The organism is Synechococcus sp. WC10meta, from assembly GCF_047461475.1.
In genome coordinates this window covers 54,462-73,594 of record NZ_JANSHF010000004.1, presented here as the reverse complement: position 1 = coordinate 73,594, position 19,133 = coordinate 54,462, and the positions used below count along the sequence as shown (strand labels likewise).

At 60.9% G+C, this 19,133-nt stretch carries 15 protein-coding genes; 13 read left to right on the top strand and 2 right to left on the bottom strand.

All coding sequences use genetic code 11. From position 1 onward, the window contains the following. Positions 1-83: 83 nt before the first annotated feature. The 13 genes from NW804_RS03250 to NW804_RS03190 all read left to right on the top strand — a co-directional run bounded on the left by NW804_RS03250 (position 84) and on the right by NW804_RS03190 (position 17,332). Positions 84-1,220: a FecCD family ABC transporter permease gene (locus NW804_RS03250; RefSeq protein ID WP_414420637.1), complete on the top strand. Its 1,137-nt coding sequence runs from the start codon at positions 84-86 to the stop codon at positions 1,218-1,220. Next, on the top strand, positions 1,217-2,050 hold the full coding sequence (locus tag NW804_RS03245; RefSeq protein ID WP_414420638.1) for an ABC transporter ATP-binding protein: 834 nt from the start codon (positions 1,217-1,219) through the stop codon (positions 2,048-2,050). The genes NW804_RS03250 and NW804_RS03245 overlap by 4 nt, the downstream gene beginning before the upstream one ends. Before the next feature lie 63 nt (positions 2,051-2,113). Then, positions 2,114-4,543 carry a TonB-dependent hemoglobin/transferrin/lactoferrin family receptor gene (locus NW804_RS03240; RefSeq protein ID WP_414422847.1) on the top strand — a complete coding sequence of 810 codons (2,430 nt, stop codon included), beginning with the start codon at positions 2,114-2,116 and terminating at the stop codon, positions 4,541-4,543. 46 nt (positions 4,544-4,589) lie between these two features. Continuing rightward, complete coding sequence (locus tag NW804_RS03235) at positions 4,590-5,912, top strand: energy transducer TonB (protein WP_414422846.1); 1,323 nt, start codon at positions 4,590-4,592, stop codon at positions 5,910-5,912. A gap of 32 nt (positions 5,913-5,944) precedes the next feature. Continuing rightward, positions 5,945-6,844, top strand: a complete 900-nt coding sequence (locus NW804_RS03230; protein ID WP_414422845.1) for an ABC transporter substrate-binding protein — start codon at positions 5,945-5,947, stop codon at positions 6,842-6,844. A gap of 176 nt (positions 6,845-7,020) precedes the next feature. Beyond that, positions 7,021-8,574, top strand: a complete 1,554-nt coding sequence (locus NW804_RS03225) for a ferredoxin--nitrite reductase (protein ID WP_414410655.1) — start codon at positions 7,021-7,023, stop codon at positions 8,572-8,574. 32 nt (positions 8,575-8,606) lie between these two features. Further along, positions 8,607-9,929 (top strand): CmpA/NrtA family ABC transporter substrate-binding protein, encoded by a 1,323-nt coding sequence (locus NW804_RS03220; protein WP_414420643.1) that lies wholly within the window; start codon positions 8,607-8,609, stop codon positions 9,927-9,929. Positions 9,930-10,062: 133 nt separating this feature from the next. Further along, positions 10,063-11,016 (top strand): nitrate ABC transporter permease, encoded by a 954-nt coding sequence (ntrB, locus tag NW804_RS03215; protein WP_414422844.1) that lies wholly within the window; start codon positions 10,063-10,065, stop codon positions 11,014-11,016. Between the two features lie 54 nt (positions 11,017-11,070). Then, entirely contained in the window at positions 11,071-13,062 is a 1,992-nt protein-coding gene (locus tag NW804_RS03210) for a nitrate ABC transporter ATP-binding protein (RefSeq protein ID WP_414422843.1), read from the top strand. Between the two features lie 34 nt (positions 13,063-13,096). Continuing rightward, complete coding sequence (locus NW804_RS03205) at positions 13,097-13,939, top strand: ABC transporter ATP-binding protein (protein WP_414422876.1); 843 nt, start codon at positions 13,097-13,099, stop codon at positions 13,937-13,939. 75 nt (positions 13,940-14,014) lie between these two features. Continuing rightward, complete coding sequence (locus tag NW804_RS03200) at positions 14,015-14,935, top strand: L-lactate dehydrogenase (protein ID WP_414394376.1); 921 nt, start codon at positions 14,015-14,017, stop codon at positions 14,933-14,935. A gap of 53 nt (positions 14,936-14,988) precedes the next feature. Beyond that, entirely contained in the window at positions 14,989-15,711 is a 723-nt protein-coding gene (gene trmB, locus NW804_RS03195; protein WP_414420646.1) for a tRNA (guanosine(46)-N7)-methyltransferase TrmB, read from the top strand. Positions 15,712-15,778: 67 nt separating this feature from the next. Further along, positions 15,779-17,332, top strand: a complete 1,554-nt coding sequence (locus NW804_RS03190) for a lysostaphin resistance A-like protein (protein WP_414422842.1) — start codon at positions 15,779-15,781, stop codon at positions 17,330-17,332. 12 nt (positions 17,333-17,344) lie between these two features. Here NW804_RS03190 and NW804_RS03185 read toward each other — a convergent pair whose 3' ends face one another. Both NW804_RS03185 and NW804_RS03180 read right to left on the bottom strand, forming a co-directional pair. Further along, the gene (locus NW804_RS03185) at positions 17,345-18,337 is read right to left on the bottom strand and encodes a J domain-containing protein (RefSeq protein ID WP_414422841.1); all 993 of its coding nucleotides are present in this window, start codon (positions 18,335-18,337) and stop codon (positions 17,345-17,347) included. Beyond that, positions 18,295-19,062 carry an ABC transporter substrate-binding protein gene (locus tag NW804_RS03180; RefSeq protein WP_414422840.1) on the bottom strand — a complete coding sequence of 256 codons (768 nt, stop codon included), beginning with the start codon at positions 19,060-19,062 and terminating at the stop codon, positions 18,295-18,297. Before NW804_RS03180 ends, NW804_RS03185 begins: the two co-directional genes overlap by 43 nt. Between the last annotated feature and the right edge of the window lie 71 nt (positions 19,063-19,133).

The window sequence follows — 19,133 nt, the reverse complement described above, 5'->3', positions numbered from 1 at the left end:
ACATCCAAGAAGCCTTGCTATTCTAGCGACTACGTTTTGTTGAGTTTACTTTCAATAAAGCTCGGGAGGGAGGCCTGGCCAACTTGGCTGAGTTTTCCATCCCGCCCTTGCGGGCGGAGGGGGTTTCTTGGCCTCAGAAGGCTCTCTTCCTGGGCAAAGCTCGAGAGGTTTTCCCGGTGCTGGTCGATCGCGAGTGTCCGTATACAGAGGTTGAGGGGGGCAGCGGCTGGGGGCAAAGAAAGCGGCTGCTCTCGCCAATCGGTTTGACCTGTTTGCTATTGAGTTTCATTTTCCTAGTACTTTTGGTCTCGATTGCTTTGGGATCCGTTCCCATGACTTTCCCAGAACTCTGGCAAGCCCTGTGGGGGCAGGGGGATCCCATTCGGCAGACGATTGTTTGGCAGTTGCGGCTGCCGCGGGCGCTCTTGGCCCAGTTGCTGGGGGCGGCTCTGGGGATGGCAGGGGCCCTGTTGCAGGGGATGCTGGGCAATGGGCTGGCGGATCCCTACCTGCTGGGCATTTCGGCGGGGGCGGGCCTGGCGGCGGTGGGGTTGCTCACCTTGGGAGAGTGGACGGCTTGGGTGCCCCTGGCCGCTTGGGTGGGCGGGGTGCTGACTACCGTGTTGGTGTACGGGTTGGCGCGTACTCCCTCGGGACTGGCGGTGGAGCGGCTGATCTTGGCGGGGGTGGCCGTCAGCGCCCTGTTTGGGGCCATTAGCTCCACCTTGTTGTTGATGGCAGATGACCGGGTGCAGGTGGCTCTCACCTGGTTGATCGGCAGCTTGAGCGGGCGGGGCTGGCCAGAGGTGCAGGTGGCCGGGGCGTATATCCTGGTCGGCTTGGGATTGGGATGGGGGCAGGCGCGGGCTTTAAACCTGCTGAGCTTGGGGGAAGAGATGGCGGTGAGCTTGGGGATCCCTCTGGCGCGGACGCGGGTAGTGATTGGTCTGGTGGCGGCTTGGCTGGCGGCAACCGCTGTCAGTGTGGGGGGGTTGATCGGCTTTGTCGGTTTGGTGGTGCCCCACATGGTGCGGCAGGGGGTGGGATCCGATTACCGCTGGCTGTTGCCCCTTTCTGCCTTGGCAGGGGCGACCCTGCTGAGCGGTGCCGACATCCTGAGCCGTTTGGGCCCGATAGAGCTGCCGGTGGGGATTGTCACCGCTGTGATGGGGGCTCCCTTTTTCGGCTGGCTGCTGTGGCAGCAGGGGGCAGGGCGATGAGAGAGCCCATCCTGCAGGTCGAGGATTTGAGCGGGGGCTACGGATCCCGGACGGTGGTGCGACAAGTGAGCTTCAGCGTGCAAAAGGGGGAATGGCTGAGCATTGTCGGCCCCAATGGTTCCGGCAAATCGACGGTGCTGCGACTGTTGAGTCGGGTTCTGATTCCCCAAGCTGGGCGCGTGTACTTGGGCGGTCGGGATCTGCACGCTCAACTCACTCCAAAGCAGGTGGCCCGGCAGTTGGCTCTTTTGCCGCAGCAGCAGCGGATCCCGGCAGGGCTAACGGTGCGGCAATTGGTCAGTCTGGGGCGTTCTCCCCACCAGCCCTGGTGGGCGTGGCAGTTGACGCGGGCCGATTGGCAGCGGGTGGAGTGGGCTCTAGAGCAGACGGGACTGGGATCCCTGGCGCTGCGGCGGGTGGAAACCCTTTCGGGGGGCGAGCGGCAACGGGCTTTTCTAGCGTTGGCTTTGGTGCAGGAGCCGCAGGTGTTGCTGTTGGATGAGCCCACCACCTTTTTGGATCTGCGCCACCAACTGGAGCTGCTGGAGCTGTTGCAACGGCTGAAGCAGGAGCAGGGCCTGACGGTAGTTACGGTGCTGCACGACCTGAATTTGGCCATTCGCTACAGCGAGCAGATTGCCTTGCTGGGATCCGGCCAGATGCAGGCCCTGGGGTCTCCCTTGGCGGTGTTGACCCCCAGCCGGGTGCGACAGGTGTTTGGCCTGGAGGTGGAGTGGATCTCGACTCCGGTAGGGCCCCAGCTTTGCCCCCTGCGCAGCACAGCTCCAGCGGCAGCAAGGCTCCTCTCCCTGCCGGTGTCAGGGGGCTGAGGGAGGGTTTGTCCGGTTTGGAGTGAGTTTTTCCTGGGGTGGATTTGAGGAGTCTGAGAGGTTATGCGCGTGAACGGTCGTTGGTGGCGGGTGGTGAGTTTGGGGTTGAGTTTGGGAGTGGGCTGGGGATCCCTGTCCCAGGCTCAGCCCAATGCCCGGATCCCTGATTCGACAACTCCGCCGCTGTTGGCCCAGGCCACTCCTGCGCCGACCACCTTGCAAGAGCAGATTAGGGAGCTGGAGGCGCAAATAGAGGCTGCTCGCCGGCGGGGGGATCAGGCAGAGGTGGAGCGGCTACAGGCCGAACTTCGGGCTCTCCAGCAGGAAGGCACGCCGATCTTTAACCTGCAACAGGTCACCGTAACCGGTACTCGCACCGAGCGCACTTTGGCCGACTCACCCGCCAGCATTACCGTCATCGACCGGGAGCGGTTGCGGCGGGAGCTGGTTCAAAACATTCAGGATCTGGTGCGCTACGAGCCGGGGGTAAGCGTGCGGCGCAGCGTTCGCTACGGCCTGCAGGACTTCAACATCCGCGGCCTCGACGCCAACCGGGTGTTGATCCAGGTGGATGGGATCCGCCAGCCGGAGCGATTTTCCTTCGGCCCCTTCACCATTGGCCGGGATACCTTTGAGCTGGAGACCCTGAAAACTGTAGAAATTATCCGCGGCCCCGCCTCCACCCTCTACGGCAGCGACGCGCTGGGGGGTGTGGTGACCTACACCACCCTGGATCCAGCCGATCTGCTGGGGGAACGGGACATCCATGTGGGCCTGTCCAGCCAGTACGACAGCAAAAACCAAGGGTACGTCAACACCCTTAGCTTGGCGGGTCGGCAGGATAACTTAGAGGCCCTGCTCATCTACACTCGCCGCGACGCCAGAGAGCCGGATATTAAAGCGGATCCCAGTTTCAAGGATCGGCAAACGGTGGAGGGAGACAATGTTCTGGCCAAGCTGGTCTATCGCTTCAGTCCCTTTGACAGCCTCACCCTGACGGCGGAATACTTCAACAACCGCACCACCACCACCTTTTCGCCCCGCAACCTGGATCCCAGCATCCGCTTTTTCAGGGAGACCATTGAGACCGAGCGCAGCCGCCTCAGCTTGGAATATCGCTACGCCAACCCCGATACCCCCGCTTTTGAGCTGGCCACCGTCCAGATCTACTACCAGCCGGCCCGCACCCAGGAGCCCAGCGTGGAAGAACGCACCCTCACGGTACAAGGTCGGCCCGTGCCTGTGCGTCGGGATACCTTCAACGAGCTGGTCAGCAACATTCTGGGAGCCAGCGTACAGGCCCAGAGCCGCTTCCAAACCGGGGATCTCTCCCACCGCTTGGTGTATGGAATGGAGATCTCCACCACCCGCAACGAACGTCCCCGCAACCGCTTCCAAACCAACCTGCTGACCGGGGCAGTCACCCAAAACATCCCCCCGGACACTTTTCCCACCAAAGATTTTCCCGACTCCGATACCGTGCGCTTTGGGCTGTATTTGCAAGATGAGATCGACTTTGGGGGCGGCAACTTTACCCTCATCCCCGGCATCCGCTACGACACCTACCGCCTCACCCCCAGCCCTGACGAAGCCTTCTTGAAAAGTGGGGCAGAAGCCGCCAGCCTGTTTGCCGATGCCATTTCTCCCAAGGTGGGCCTGGTGTGGAGGATTAATCCCAACCTCACCTTTACGGCCCAGTACAACACCGGTTTTCGGGCCCCTCAGTACAACGAAATCAACAGCGGCTTCACCAACCTGGTCAGCCCCTTCTTCCGCTACCGCACCCTTTCCAATCCCAACTTGCGACCGGAAACCAGCCAAGGCTTTGAAGTGGGGTTGCGGGGGATCTACCCCCAGGCCAGCTTTAGCTTGGCCGCCTACTACAACACCTACAACGACTTTATCGAGGCTTTCCGGGCGGTGGGATCCGAGCCTTCACCCCCCGGCCCGCCAGGGAGCCCGCCACCTCCACCGGTGACTCTCTTTCAGAGCCAGAACGTCAGTCGGGCCCGCATCTATGGTGTAGAAGCCACCGGGCAGTACTTCTTCAGCCCCGATTTGACCGGCTGGAGCCTCAATGGCAGCTTTGCCTGGGCGGTGGGGGATAACCTCACCGAAAACAAACCCCTCCTTTCCATTGAGCCACTGACGGCAGTACTGGGACTGCACTACGACGATCCCAGCCAGATCTGGGGAGCCAGGTTGGTGGCCACGCTGGTGGCGGATCCCCGCGACCCGCAACGGGAGGTAGTGCAACCGAACCCCAACGCTCCACCTCAAATTCCGTTTGTGCCCAAGGGCTACACCGTGGTGGATCTGCTGGGCTACTACAACCTGGACGACAACTGGCAATTGAATTTCGGGGTGTTCAATCTCTTTGATGAAAAGTATTTTCTCTACTCCGAAACCCGCTCTCTCTTTGTCGGCCCTGAAGTGGAACGGCTGGCCCAGCCGGGACGGCATGCTGCGCTCAGTTTTTCCACCCGGTTTTAGGGGCCAAGACCCGAGGCCGTGTTTACTCTGGATCCTGCTCTAACCGATGCTTGCCGAGCCACCTGCCCGCACCCCCAAGGGATCCCTCTCTCTTCTTCGGAAGTCCTGTCCCCAGCTTTTGTGGCGACTGCAGGGGTGGTATTGGCAGCAGGCGGGCATGGCCTGGGAGGCGGGGCTGGCTTGGTTGGCGTTGTGGCTTTGGGCTGGCGCAAGAGAGAGCGGCTGGCTGGAGTGTGCCGAGGAGCTGCTGCAAGAGGCTTGGGTGGCCGGCTATAGCTGGGCTGCCCTCTGGACAGCTTGCCAGGAGGGGGAAGAGCCGCCGGGGACCGTCCTCCACCTGCGAGCCAGGGATCCCCGACCGCTGCGCTGGGAGGGGTTGATTTCCCTCCTCTTGCACCTGATGGCGCTGCTGGGGCTGGCTTGGTGGGGATCCCGGCCTTTATCAGACGCAGAACTCCGGATCCCAGTCACGCTTTTGCTGGAGGATCCCGAGCCACAGTTGCTCGAACCGGATTCAGAATCCATAGAATCTCTCCCACCAGAGCCAACAGCAGAGCCGCCCGGCCCGGCCCCGGAATCGCCCCCTGCAGACGATCTATCCCCACCGGAGCCTGTGCCCCAAGAGATCGAGATGCCAGCCATCCCGGAGGCTGAATCTTTGCTGGCCCTGCAAACTCCGACCCCTACGCCTCCACCGACCCCTACACCCATTCCCACGGCAAAGCCAGAACCCACCCCTACTCCTCCGCTGACCCCATTACCGACAGCCACCCCGCAACCCACTCCTCCGCCACAACAGCCCACCCCAACTCCGGCGGTTACCCCCACCTCTACAGCGACTCCACTCACCTCCGCCCCGGTTACCTCAAGCACCCCTCTGCCCCGCTTTACCCCCTTGATCCAAGGGATCCGTTCCAGCGTAAAGACTGCCGCCGCTCCGCCTTCCCCCGGCAGCGAGAGCAGATTGGGGCCAAGGGATCCTGAAACTGGGACACCTGGCGGTATAGGTGCAGCCCAACCCCATTCCTCTGCCCCAACACCTGCCACCCCCCCCAGTTCCTCCCCACCGACAGTGGCTGCCAACCCCCAGCCGGACGTCCTGGCCCGCCCGATCCCCGGTCGCAATCCTCCGCCCCCCTACCCTCCTCAAGCTCGCCGTCTCGGCCAACAGGGGCAGGTGCTGCTGCGGGCCAAGGTCAATGCCCAGGGGCAGGTGCAGCAGGTGGAGATCGCCTCTTCCAGTGGGTTTCCCGCCCTGGATAGGGCAGCGCAGGAGGCGGTGCAGCGGTGGGAATTCAGCCCGGCCTTGAGAAACAACGTCCCCATCGAGTCTTGGGTGGTGGTGCCCATCCAGTTCACCCTCAATTGATTGCTGTTTGGGAATTGTTTTGGAGATTGTCTATGCTGTCTCGTCTTTCTCGCCGTCAACTGTTCGCCTTTGGTCTGGCCAGCGTGGGGGCCTGGGGAATGGGGCGTTTGGCCCAAGCCCAAGGTCGGATCCCTCAGGAGCTACTCCTGTCAGCAAGACAGAGTCCTTTTCGTCGGGTAGTCAGCCTCACCACCTTGACTGCCGATATCCTCTATCGCTTGGCCCCCGATAGGTTGGTAGGGATCCCTGCCAGTCGTTTGTTGGAGGAGGATCCCCGCTTCCAAGGCTTGACCCGCCTGGGGCTGGGCAACCAACCCAACCTGGAGCAGATTGTGGCCCTACAACCGGACTGGGTGGTGGGGGCCAGTGGCTTTCACGAGGCTCTGGCAGAACGGCTGCAGGAGCTGGGGATCCCCACCTACCTCACCCGCGTGGACAGTTGGGCTGCTTTGGAAGAGACGATTGCCACCCTGGCTGCTGCTTTGGGGGCGGATCCCGATCCCTTGCTGCGGCAGTATGGATCCCTTTTGCCCCAGGAACTGCCCCGCGTTCGACCCAAAACCTTGCTCTTGGTGGGCACCCAGCCGATTCTTTCTCCCAACCGGCAAAGCTGGGCCGGGGATCTGCTGGAACGCTTTGGCGCGGACAATCTCACCGCTACTTTGCAAAGCCAAGGGCCTTTTCGGGGCTACGTCACCCTTTCGGCAGAGCGCATCCTGGAAGCCAACCCAGAAGTTCTGCTGGTGGTCAACCCGGAGGCGGCGGATCCCTTGGCGTTTTTCCGTTCCCGCCCCTTTTGGAATCGGTTGCAAGCCGTCCAAACTGGGAAAGTTTATGGATTTGACTACTACGGCTTGGTCAATCCCGGCACCCTGGAGAAGATCAGGGCAGCCTGCGAGCAGTTGGCTAGGGTTCTTTTGAAGGTGGGATAGAGGGGCAGTAAACGCTGTTTTTCCTAGCAGGGGAAAGGGGATCCCCCTCTCCTATGCATAAACCACAACTTAGCTATGCCGAAATCGCATAGCTCGTTAAGAAGTGTAACGCCAACTACCAAAGTCAATGGTTCGTCATCGCTAGGATAGGCGGCGTTCATCCCACGGCAGCGATCATGGCGAACCAGTTTGAACGCCTTAAAAGCGAGAAGGATGGGCTGGCGGTTAAGGACGAGCTGGAAGCTTTTGCCCAAATGGGCTGGGAGAACATCCCCGAAGACGACCGAGATCACCGCCTCAAGTGGCTGGGGATCTTCTTTCGCAAGCGCACCCCTGGCCAGTTCATGCTGCGGCTGCGCCTGCCCAATGGGATCCTGACCAGCGGCCAAATGCGCAAGTTGGCCGAGATCCTCCGCCCCTACGGCCAAGATGGCGTAGCCGACATCACCACTCGGCAAAACCTGCAACTGCGGGGCATTCCCATTGAGGACATGCCTCAGGTTCTGCGGCAACTCAAGGAGGTGGGCCTGACCAGCATCCAGTCAGGCATGGACAACGTGCGCAACATCACGGGATCCCCTCTGGCCGGTATCGACCCGGATGAGCTGATCGACGTGCGCGGCCTCACTCGCAAAGTGCAGGACATGGTAACCAACAACGGCGAGGGCAACCCTTCCTTCACCAACCTGCCGCGCAAGTTCAACATCGCCATCTGCGGTTGTCGCGACAACTCGGTGCATGCCGAGATCAATGACCTGGCTTTTGTGCCTGCTTTCAAAGAGGGCAAGCTGGGCTTCAACGTCTTGGTGGGAGGCTTTTTTTCGGCCCGCCGCTGTGCCGAGGCCATCGGGCTGGACGTTTGGGTAGATCCCCGCGATGTGGTTCCTCTATGTGAGGCGGTGCTGCTGGTCTATCGGGATCACGGCCTGCGGGCCAACCGGCAAAAGGCGCGGCTGAGGTGGCTCATTGACGAGTGGGGCCTGGAGAAGTTTCGGGTGGCGGTGGAGCAGCAGATTGGCCACCCTCTGCCCAGAGCGGCGGAAAAAGACGAGGTGGTCTGGCACAAGCGGGATCTGCTGGGAGTACACGCCCAAAAGCAACTGGGCCTTAACTTTGTAGGCCTGCACGTGCCTGTCGGGCGGCTCAACGTCCCGGAGATGAGGGAGCTGGCTCGCTTGGCGGAGGTGTACGGCTCCGGAGAGCTGCGGCTAACGGTGGAGCAGAACGTGCTCATCCCCAATGTGCCCGACTCGCGGGTGGGGCCGCTTCTCCAAGAGCCGCTCTTGAAAAAGTTCTCCCCCAACCCGGGACCCTTGCAGCGGGGGTTGGTGTCCTGTACGGGCAACCAGTTTTGCAACTTTGCCCTCATCGAGACCAAAAACCGCGCCGTGGCCCTGATGGAAGAGCTGGAAGCCGAGCTAGAGATTCCTCAAACGGTGCGCATCCACTGGACAGGCTGTCCCAACTCCTGCGGCCAGCCCCAGGTGGCCGATATTGGCCTCATGGGCACCACCGTTCGCAAGGACGGCAAGCCGGTGGAGGCGGTGGACATCTACATGGGAGGAGAAGTGGGCAAAGACGCCAAGCTGGGCGAATGCGTGCGCCAAGGGATCCCTTGCGAAGACCTCAAGCCCGTCTTGGTGGAGCTGCTGATTGAGCACTTCGGGGCCAGGCCGCGTCGTGATCCCTCGGCTGCTCAGACCTCTGCTTCCCCCTTGATGACCTACTAGGCAGTTTGTCGTTCGAAATTTTGGAGGTTGTGATGTCTAAGCTATTCAACACTTCCTCTCCCATCTCCCGTCGCCGGTTTTTGGCTGGGGCAGCTGCCCTTGCGGCTGGAGCAGCTACGGCTGGGATCCCCCGCGCCCAATCCCAATCCTTGGGGCAGGGCTACTGGGTAGCTCAAGCTGATACCCCAGAAACCACGCGAGCCAGGCTGGGATTTATCGCCCTCACCGATGCTGCCCCCCTCATCATTGCCAAAGAGAAGGGGTTTTTTGCCAAGTACGGCATGAAAGACGTGGAGGTGGTCAAGCAGGCCTCTTGGGGCACCACCCGCGACAACTTGGTGCTGGGATCCGCCGCCGGCGGCATCGATGGGGCGCACATTCTCAGTCCCATGCCCTACCTCATCACCACCGGCAAAGTTACCGATGGCAAGCCGGTGCCTATGTACATTTTGGCCCGTCTCAATCTCGACGGTCAATGCATCAGCATTTCCAACCAATATCGGGATCTGAAAATTGGCTTGGATAGTTCCCCCCTCAAAGCTAAGTTTGCCGAGTTGCGAGCAGCCGGCAAAGAGCCCAAATGCGCGATGACCTTCCCCGGCGGTACCCACGACATGTGGATGCGCTATTGGCTGGCGGCAGGCGGGATCGATCCCACCCGCGATGTCTCCCTCATTGTGGTGCCGCCGCCGCAGATGGTGGCCAATATGAAATCCAGAACCATGGAAGCCTTCTGTGTGGGCGAGCCTTGGAATGCCCAGCTGGTGAACCAAAAAGAGGGGTATACTGCCCTCACCACCGGCGAGCTATGGAACAACCACCCGGAAAAGGCCTTTGCCCTGCGGGCCGACTGGGTGGATGCGCACCCGAAAGCCACCCTGGCCCTGTTGAAAGCAATCCTAGAAGCCCAGATCTGGTGCGATCAGATGGAAAACAAAGAAGAAATGTGCCGCATCATTAGCAACCGTCGCTGGTTGGGGGTTCCCGTAGCGGATATCTTGGGCCGCGCCAAAGGCACTTTCGACTACGGCACCGGCAAGGTTGTTGAGAACAGCCCCCATTTGATGAAGTTCTGGCGAAATAGTGCTTCCTACCCCTTCAAGAGCCACGATCTCTGGTTCTTGACCGAAAACATCCGCTGGGGTTACCTACCTGCTGACACCGATACCAAAGCTTTGGTGAATAAGGTCAACCGAGAAGATCTCTGGCGCGAGGCCGCCAAAGCCATTGGCCAGCAGGCTGCTATTCCCCCCAGCACCTCCCGCGGCGTGGAAACCTTCTTCGATGGGGTGAAGTTCGATCCCGAAAATCCTGCCGCCTATCTGGAGAAGTTGGCGATTAAGAAGCTGGCCTAACTTGCTGACTTGCCTGAGTTGGTAACTGCCCAGGAGAGAAGGGATCCGCCAACTTCTACCTAGAGTGTTCAAGTTGAACCCCTTCTCTCTTGGGATCCCTCTAAGCTAACTTCAACCTCACTCCTAGTAGACTATGAGACTTCCCAAATCCGCCCTAAAGTTGAGCTACCACCTCTTGCGGATCTTCCTTTCCCTACTGGCTGGCCTAGGACAATGGCTGCTGAAAACTGGCCCAGGTTTTGCTCTTCAGGCCAACGCCGGCATTGGTTCACCCGCTAGCTCTACCTTTGCTTGGCGGCAACGGGTTCAGGTTTACAAGGTGCTGCGCCGCATTCTGTTGCCCGCCACGGCCATTCTAATCCTGCTCATTCTCTGGCAAGTTGCCTACAGCCGGCCCGGGGCCAACCTGCCCACACCTCTCCAAGTCTGGCAGGACACTTGGGATCCCCTCATTAAAGATCCCTTTTTTGACTATGGTGGCAATGCTAAAGGGCTGTTCTGGCAAATTTGGGCCAGCTTGCGGCGGGTGTTCATTGGGTTTGCCCTGGCCGGCTTGGTGGGGGTCGTGGGCGGCATGATCATTGGGGTTAACCGCTGGCTCTACGAGGCCTTGGATCCCATCTTTCAGGTGCTGCGCACAGTGCCACCTTTAGCCTGGCTGCCCATTTCCTTGGCCGCCTTTCGCGATGCCAATCCTTCCGCCATTTTTGTTATCTTCATCACTGCCCTCTGGCCTATTTTGATCAACACCATCGCTGGCGTGCAGCGGATCCCACAGGATTACCGCAATGTGGCCAGAATTCTGCGTCTGTCTGGCTGGAAGTATTTCTTCAAGATCGTCTTCCCGGCAACCGTGCCCTACATTTTTACTGGCTTGCGCATTGGGGTGGGCCTGTCTTGGCTGGCTATTGTGGCAGCAGAAATGTTAATTGGCGGCGTGGGCATTGGATTCTTCATTTGGGATGCCTGGAATAGCTCCCGCGTTAGCGAGATTATTCTAGCTTTGGTCTATGTTGGCCTAGTTGGACTGTTGTTGGATCGCATCACGGCTTGGATTGGCTCGCTAGTGGTGAGCGAAGATCACTAGGCTAAGTTTTCCTGCTCCCAACAATCCACTGCAAGGGATCCCTTAGGTAGCCTTATGAAGACCCAGCCCTACATCGAAGTTGATCATGTAGACAAAGATTTTCTCCTAGACAATGGAGAGATCTACCCTGCCCTGAGAGACATCCACATAGAGATCCAAAAAGGGGAGTTTGTCTCGCTCATTGGCCACTCCGGCTGTGGCAAATCGACCTTGCTCAATATCCTTGCCGGCTTAGAGAAGCCATCCCGGGGCGGTGTTCTCTTGGAGGGCCGGCAGGTGACGGATCCCGGGCCGGATCGCATGGTGGTGTTTCAGAACTATTCCCTGCTGCCCTGGTTGACGGTGCGGGAAAACATTGCTCTAGCCGTAGACGAGGTGCTGGGATCCCTTCCCAAAGCGGAGCGGAAGCAGATTGTGGAAGAGCACATCCGGCGTGTGGGGCTGCAGGGGGCAGCCGACAAGCGTCCGGCCCATCTGTCGGGGGGGATGAAACAGCGGGTGGCCATTGCCCGGGCTTTGGCCATTCGCCCCAGGGTGCTGCTGTTGGATGAGCCGTTCGGGGCCCTGGACGCCCTTACCCGCGGCAGCCTGCAGGAGCAACTGATGGAGATTGCCCAGGCCGAGCAGCTCACCTGCGTCATGGTGACCCACGATGTGGACGAGGCGCTTTTGCTTTCAGATCGAGTGGTGATGCTCACCAATGGCCCTGAGGCCCGCGTCGGCCAGATCTTGCGAATCCCGTTTCCCCGCCCCCGCCACCGCCTGGAAGTGGTGAATCACCCCGAGTACTACAGCCTGCGGGGCGAGATGATCTACTTTCTCAACCAGCAAAAGCGGGCCCGCCAGAAAACTCTCACCCGCGTGGCCATTGCCAAGGGGGGGCTGGAAAAAGTCAACTTGGCAATTGGCTTTGTGCCCCTCAACGACTGCGCCCCTCTGGTGGTGGCCCAAGAAAAAGGCCTGTTTCAAAAGCACGGTCTGGAACAGGTCACCCTGGTGCGGGAGCCGGGCTGGAAGACCATCTGGGAAGGGATCCGCTCCGGTCGGCTGGATGCGGCCGTGGTGGTGGCCGGGATCCCGTTGGCGTCCACTCTGGGAGTGGGGGGAGTGCCGGTGCCTTTGGTAACCTCGTTAACCCTCTCCCGCGGCGGCAGCGCCATTACCTTTGGGCGTCGACTTCTGTTGCAGGGGGTTTTTAGCCCCTGGGATCTTGGCAACTACCTAAGGCAAACCCCAGAGGCCGTCCCTACCCTGGGGGTGGTTCACCCAGCTTCCCTGCACAACTTCTTGTTGCGGCACTGGCTGGCCAGCGGAGGGGTGGATCCGGATCGCGACGTCACGTTGACAGTGATCCCGCCGCCGCAGATGGTGGCCCACCTCAAGGCCGGCAACATCGATGGCTACTGCGTGGGCGAGCCCTGGAACTCCCGCGCCGTTAGGGAAGGGCTGGGGTTCATCGTCACCACCACTCCCGAAATCTTGCCCAGCCACATCGAGAAAGTCCTAACAGTGCGCCAGGACTGGGCCCAAAGCTACCCCCGCACCCACGTGGCCCTGGTCAAGGCGTTACTGGAGGCCTGCCACTACTGCGATCAGCCGCAGCACCGTTCTGAGATCTTGGAGTGGCTGGCCCAGCCTCAGTATGTGGGCGCGGCCCTGGAGGATCTGCAGCCGGGGTGGAGGGGTGTCCTGCAGCGGGGAATTGCCGATGAATCGCAAGTGATTGTCGGTTTCCATCAGTTTGCCAACGGGCGCAACACCTGTCCGGAAAGATTGGAGCACCTTTGGATCCTGACGCAGATGGCTCGCTGGGGCCTCTGCGCTTTTCCTCGCAATTGGGTTTCTGTCCTCGAGCAAGTGCTAGACGACAAGACCTATGCCCTAGCTGCCAGCGACCTGGGGCTGCCGGATCGGGCCCACGACCGTGGAGCTTTGCTCTTTGGCGATGGATCCCGCTTTGATGGCGAGGATCCCATTGCCTACCTGGAGTCGGTGGCCATAGGGCAGGAGCCGAAGCTGCAGAACTACCGGCTTAGCGAAGTTTAGCTTTTGTTACCTTACTCAACCCGAAAACGCCATGATGACCCGCTCTCGCCTATCTTCCTCGCCCTCGTCTTCAACAATTTCTGCCGCAGGGCTGCCTCTTCTGCGTCTTCAGAATGTGGGCAAGACCTACTGGACTGCGGCAGGGCCTTTTGTTGCCTTGGAAAACATCAATCTGGAAGTATCTGCCGGGGAATTCGTCTGCATTATTGGCCACTCCGGCTGTGGTAAGTCCACCTTGATCAACATGGTGGCCGGGTTTTCTGCTCCAACGTCTGGGTCCATTACCCTCAAGGGCCAGCCCATCACTGCTCCAGGGCCGGACCGGATGATGGTGTTTCAGAACTATTCTCTTTTGCCTTGGCTGACAGCTTTTGAAAATGTTTATCTGGTGGTGGATCAGGTCTATCCTGATAAATCCCCCAGCGAGAAAAGGGAAATCGTTCAAGAACACCTGGAACTCGTGGGTCTGGCCGAAGCAGCCCACAAGCGGCCCAAGCAGCTTTCTGGCGGCATGAAGCAAAGGGTGGCCATTGCGCGCGCTCTGGCCGTTCGCCCCGAAGTGCTGCTACTGGACGAGCCCTTTGGGGCCTTGGATCCCATCACCAAGGAAGAGCTACAGGATGAGCTGCTAGCCATTTGGCGGGATCACCGCTGCACGGTTTTGATGATTACCCATGACATCGACGAGGCTCTTTATCTATCAGACCGGGTGGTGATGATGACCAACGGCCCTGCTGCTCGTATTGGCGAGATCTTGACCATTCCTTTCGAGCGACCGCGCATCCGCTCCCGTATCCTGGAAATGCCTGAGTTTTACGAGCTGCGCCACTCTGCCCTCGACTTTCTCTACCGTCGCTTTGCCCATGTCTTGGATTAAGCCATGACGGCCTCTGGGCACCAACCTCCGTCGCCCCTTCAGCAGCAGGCTAAGCAGCAGGCTTCCCGTCGCCTTTTGAAGGGATCCATCATCGGCGCTGGGCAAGTGGGCATGGCCTGTGCCTACGCGATGGTTATCCAGAACACGCTGGACGAGCTGGTTCTTCACGATATCGACCGCGCCAAGCTGGAAGGGGAAGTGATGGACCTGGTGCATGGGATCCCCTTTGTCGAGCCGACGCGGATCTGGGCAGGGGAGCTGGCCGATTGCGCCGGGTCTGATGTGGTGATTTTAACGGCAGGGGCCAAGCAGCGGCCTGGGGAAACCCGCTTGGATTTGGTCCACCGCAACGTCGAGATCTTCAAAAGCCTGATCCCGGCCCTGATGGAGCATTGTCCAGAGGCCATCTTCCTCGTGGTGAGCAACCCCGTTGATGTCATGACCTATGTCTCTTTGAAGTTGTCGGGGCTGCCGCCAGGGCAGGTGATGGGGTCGGGAACGGTCTTGGATACGGCCCGCTTTCGCTACCTTTTGGCCCAGCGGCTGGGGGTGGATCCGCGCAGCCTGCACGCCTACATCATCGGCGAGCATGGGGATAGCGAGGTGGCCGTCTGGAGCAAGGTCAATATCGCCGGCACGCCAATTGGCCAGCTTTCGCCGGCCTGGGATCCCGCCCACTTGGGGGATATTTTCGAGCAGGTGCGCAACGCCGCCTACGAGATCATCCGCCGCAAAGGGGCCACGAGCTATGCCATTGGCCTAGGGGTGGCGCAGATTGTCCAGGCGCTGGTGCGGGATCAGCGGCGGGTTTTAACCGTGAGCAGCCTCACCCAGGGGGAGTACGGCCTGCCGGAGGTCTGCCTTAGCTTGCCCAGGGTCGTTGGACGGCAAGGGGTGGAGCGCACGCTAGTCATGGCCCTTACCGAGAGCGAGCAGCAGCAATTGCACCGCTCGGCCCAGATCTTGCGGCAGGTCATTGACAGTATCCAGTGGTAGCTTAGATTTCCCCTGGCGGAGGGTTCCCTCTGCAAGAGCCGAAGCTGGCGCTTATGGCAACAGAAGTGCAACGGCCCAGTCCTAGGAGTCCTAGAAGCCAACCCAAGGAGGGCTCTTCTTCTCCCCCCTGGGCTGACCTCCCGCTGCAAAAGGGGCTTGGCCAACGGCTGCGGCAACACGTCAACCCCCTGCAGGCTCAGTACCAACAGCCTGCTTCCCCACCCCACTGGGAACGGGTGTATCGGCGGCTGGGACAGCCCTTTCACTTGGATATCGGCAGCGGGAGTGGGCGCTTTCTGCTGCGCCTGGCCCAGGAACAGCCCGACTGGAACTTTTTGGGCGTGGAGATTCGGCAGCCGCTGGTGGAGCGGGCCAATGCCTGGCGGGACGAGCTGGGGCTGGACAATGTCTATTTCCTGTTTGCCAACATCAACGTCTCCCTAAGGCATCTGTTTGCTCCCGGGGATCTTAGCCGCGTCACCATTCAATTTCCGGATCCCTGGTTTAAAAAGCGCCATCACAAGCGGCGGATCGTCCAGCCCCAACTGGTGGCGGATCTGGCGCTGCTGCTGCAACCGGGCAGCCCTGTTTTCTTGCAGTCGGACGTGCAGGAAGTTGCCGAGGAGATGGTCGCTCGTTTCCTGGAGCATCCGCAGTTTTGGAATCCCTACCAGGGTCCCCTCGATGACAACCCCTTTGGCATTCCTACTGAGCGGGAGTGGCAGTGTCTGCAGTTGGGGCTGCCCATCTACCGTTATTGGCTGGAGCGACGCTGACTCCTTCAGTCGGCTGAGGCCAAGAGAAGCTAGGATATAAGCCGCTGGAGTTGCCGCTGTTGCTGCCATGTCTCCCTCTGAAGCCACGGCTTTTGTCGATCCCTTTTTCGGTTGGCTTTCTGTTCGCCGGGGGCTCCTCAACCTGCTCAGCTTGCTGGCTTTTGTCATTGTTGGGCTTGCGTTGGCCAGCAGTTGGTTCCAGCCGCCGCTGCAAACGAAGCTGGACCTGTTGCAAGTTGATCTTGCCCTGCAGGCTGCCCGCACCCTTGACGATCCTCGCTATCAGGATCTGGCCCGAGCTCTGCTGGATCAGGAGGTGTTCAAGGTAGCTAGCAGTCGCTACCAGCAGGTGGCCGACAACTACGCCGAGCGCCTACAGCGCCTGAAACGGGTGGCAGGGCTGGAGACGAGGGGCGAAGGGTCCACAGGGGATCCCGCTCTCCTGGCTTCTGTCCAGGAGCTGCAGGCAGAGCTGGACGGGCTACGGCTGCGCCTGGGCTTGCTCTACGCTTACCAGGAGGATCTGGAGGCGGCCCACCGGCAGTGGCAGCAGGTGGTTGATCCCAGCCGTCCCTTCGAGTTGGAATCCCCGCAAAAGGAGGCGGCCCAGGTCTTGCAGGGGCTATGGGGGACGCCGCGGCGCATCCTGCCAGAGGCCGAGGTACATCTCCACAACCACCTGGACGGCTGGTTTGAGGCGGTGGCCCTGCAGCAGCTCTACCGGCTACAACAGCGCGGCGACAGCCTCAATGCCCTTAACCAGCAGCAGGAAAAATTGGCTCTGGCAGCTTTGTTCCGGCTGGCGGTGGTGGGCGGGATCCCCCTGCTGGGGGCGCTGCTGGGGCTGATCCTCCTAGTGGGCTGGCTGGGCTGGAGCTTCTGGCGCCAACGTTCTCTCGTGGGTCCTCCCTGGGAGGTGCCTTGGCCAGGGATCGGGGCGCAGGCAGTGCTGACGGGATGGTTCCTGGGGTTTCTTCTTCTCAACGCCTTGGTGCCTCGACTCTACACCACCCTCCTTGGCCTGGAAGCCCAGCAGCTTAGCCCTTGGCACCAAGGAGCGATCCTGTTTCTCACCTACAACTCTGGGGCTTTGCTGGGGGCAGGGCTATTGTCCTGGCTCCTACGTGCCTACCCAGGCTGGCAAAAAGTGCTGCAGGTGCGCCTAGGGGGTCCTTGGCTGCTCTGGGGCCTGTGCGGCTACGGGGCGGCCCTACCGCTGGTGGTGCTGGCGGCGGCGCTGTCGCAGCTACTGCTGCCGCAGGCGGGGGGCGGCAACCCCATTTTGCCGCTGCTTTTGGAGAGCCACGGCTGGGGGGCGCGGTTGCTATTTCTAGCTGTGGTCTCTGTCTGTGCCCCCGTTTTTGAGGAGGTGCTGTTTCGGGGTTTTTGGCTGCCGACGCTGAGCCGTTACCTGCCGATGGGGGCTGCCATTGCTCTAAGCGCCTTCACCTTTGCCGTTGCTCACCTCAACCTTGCCGATTTGCTGCCCTTGACCATGCTGGGGGTAGTGCTGGGAGTGGTGTACAGCCACAGCCGCAACCTGCTAGCCCCCATCCTGCTCCACAGCCTCTGGAACACGGGATCCCTGGTCACGCTGCTGGTGCTGGCAGGCGCTTCCTGAAGGGAGCTGAGCCTACGTTTTCTTGCCGAAGATGCCGAAGAGGCGGCTCCAGAAGCCACCGCTTTCTCCCTTGCGGGAGGGCGGCACCACTTTTTGGGGCTGGGAGGTCTGACGGCTAGCCGAGGAAACGGGAACCGGCTGCTGGGTGGTGACCTGCTGCAGCCAGCGGCGCACTTCGGCCATCAACTCGGCGTTGTTGGGTTCTAGGCGACTGGCCTGCAGAAAGTCAGCCTTGGCCATACCGGCGTTGCCCTGCTTCAGGTGGGCAATACCCCGGTGCAGATAGTAGCGGGCCACGTTGGGCTGGGCGCTGATGGCAAAGTTTAAGTACTGGATGGCAGCCCGGTACTGCTTGCGCTCAATCATGTCCAGCGCCTGCAGGAAGCGGGTCTCGGCAGGACTGGGTTGGGGAGGTGGAGGCGGGGCGGCAGGAGAAGGGGGCGGCGGAACTGGGGGGCTGGTCGGGATCCCGCCCAGGGGGGTGGTTTTAGGGGCAGGAGCTGGGCTTGCCTTGTAGCCAGCCTTGAGCAACAGATAGGCCAGGTTGAGCTCGCTCAGTTGCTCGGTTTTCTCCAGCAGGGTGGCCAGGGAGCTGTATTGCTCTTTGGCCAGCTTTTCCACCCGCTGGACATACTCTTCCTCCCAGTTGGGAGACTCGGCCAAACCTTTGACTGCCTCTCCCGTAGGCCAGAGATCTGCAGGCGGCGACTCCAGTAGCCGTTGGATGCGCAGCTTGAGCAGAGCCTCGTATTCCGACCGCTCCCGCTCTTTGGTCAGCACCTCGTTGGCCGGGTTGACCAGCTTGGCAAAGAGGACATTGGCCCGCTCTGCCCCTTCCGGATCCCCGACAAAGCGATCCGGGTGCAGGGCCCTGGCCGCCTGCAGGTAGCCGCGCCGAATCCTCTTGGGGTCGGCGGTGAGGGGCACGCCCAGGATGGCAAAGTGGTCGGTCTCGTAACGGGCTAGCCCCCGGTCAATGCGGGGGACATCAGCGTTGGCTCCCATAGTTGCCACCTCTCCAAGATTTGCTGCAGAGTTCCATTTTCGGCCAGGGTTGCGATCGCCGCATCCACCGCTTCCTTCAAGGAAGGGTGCTGCGAGGATACCACTCCCACCAAAGGTATGGGGAAGAGAGGCGGCCCCACTAGGCGCAGCCGGGATCCCGCCTGACGCAGGCCCAGGACAGCCACGGGCTGATCGACGAGCACTGCATCCAACTGGCCGGCCTGGAGCTGGGCAAACAGGCGCTCGGGGTTGCTGGTGGCAAAGAGCCGGATGGGGTTGCCCCGCCTCTCGTTGTAGGCTTCCAACAGCGCTGCTCCCGTACTATTGACTACAATGCCCACCTTGCGGCCAAAGAGCTGGGCCAGAGACTGGATAGGGGGCTCCCCTTGCCCAGGATCCCGCACCACCAAGCGCTGGGGGCTGAGGTAGTAGGGTCGGGTGGCGAGAAACTGCTGCGAATCCAGGCCCAGGCCTTCCCGCGCTCCCCAAATGAGATCCACCTCATCCGCCTGCAAGGCCGTCAACTGCTGGCTCCAGGGGATGTAGACAGGTTCAAGCCGCACCTCTAGCGTCTGGGCAATGGCCTCGAGGATCTCCCACTCAAAGCCGGCGTAGGTTTTTCGCCCCAGGTCGGTGTAGAGGTAGGCAGGGCCCAAGCTGGGATCCAGGCCAACCCGCAGACGGCCCCGCGCCCGAATTTGGGCCCAACGGGAGTCGGAACCCACGAGGGCGGCTGAGGCTGGCTTTTGGGCAGGCTGAGGGTAGGCGGGGATCCCCAAGAGAAGCACCAGGCCAA

Excerpts from the sequence above, each read along its gene's own strand:
- NW804_RS03245 (WP_414420638.1), top strand. The coding sequence starts at position 1,217 with ATGAGAGAGCCCATCCTGCAGGTCGAGGATTTGAGCGGGGGCTACGGA.
- NW804_RS03240 (WP_414422847.1), top strand. The coding sequence starts at position 2,114 with ATGCGCGTGAACGGTCGTTGGTGGCGGGTGGTGAGTTTGGGGTTGAGT.
- NW804_RS03235 (WP_414422846.1), top strand. The coding sequence starts at position 4,590 with ATGCTTGCCGAGCCACCTGCCCGCACCCCCAAGGGATCCCTCTCTCTT.
- NW804_RS03230 (WP_414422845.1), top strand. The coding sequence starts at position 5,945 with ATGCTGTCTCGTCTTTCTCGCCGTCAACTGTTCGCCTTTGGTCTGGCC.
- NW804_RS03225 (WP_414410655.1), top strand. The coding sequence starts at position 7,021 with ATGGCGAACCAGTTTGAACGCCTTAAAAGCGAGAAGGATGGGCTGGCG.
- NW804_RS03220 (WP_414420643.1), top strand. The coding sequence starts at position 8,607 with ATGTCTAAGCTATTCAACACTTCCTCTCCCATCTCCCGTCGCCGGTTT.
- ntrB (WP_414422844.1), top strand. The coding sequence starts at position 10,063 with ATGAGACTTCCCAAATCCGCCCTAAAGTTGAGCTACCACCTCTTGCGG.
- NW804_RS03210 (WP_414422843.1), top strand. The coding sequence starts at position 11,071 with ATGAAGACCCAGCCCTACATCGAAGTTGATCATGTAGACAAAGATTTT.
- NW804_RS03205 (WP_414422876.1), top strand. The coding sequence starts at position 13,097 with ATGACCCGCTCTCGCCTATCTTCCTCGCCCTCGTCTTCAACAATTTCT.
- trmB (WP_414420646.1), top strand. The coding sequence starts at position 14,989 with ATGGCAACAGAAGTGCAACGGCCCAGTCCTAGGAGTCCTAGAAGCCAA.
- NW804_RS03190 (WP_414422842.1), top strand. The coding sequence starts at position 15,779 with ATGTCTCCCTCTGAAGCCACGGCTTTTGTCGATCCCTTTTTCGGTTGG.
- NW804_RS03185 (WP_414422841.1), bottom strand. The coding sequence starts at position 18,337 with ATGGGAGCCAACGCTGATGTCCCCCGCATTGACCGGGGGCTAGCCCGT.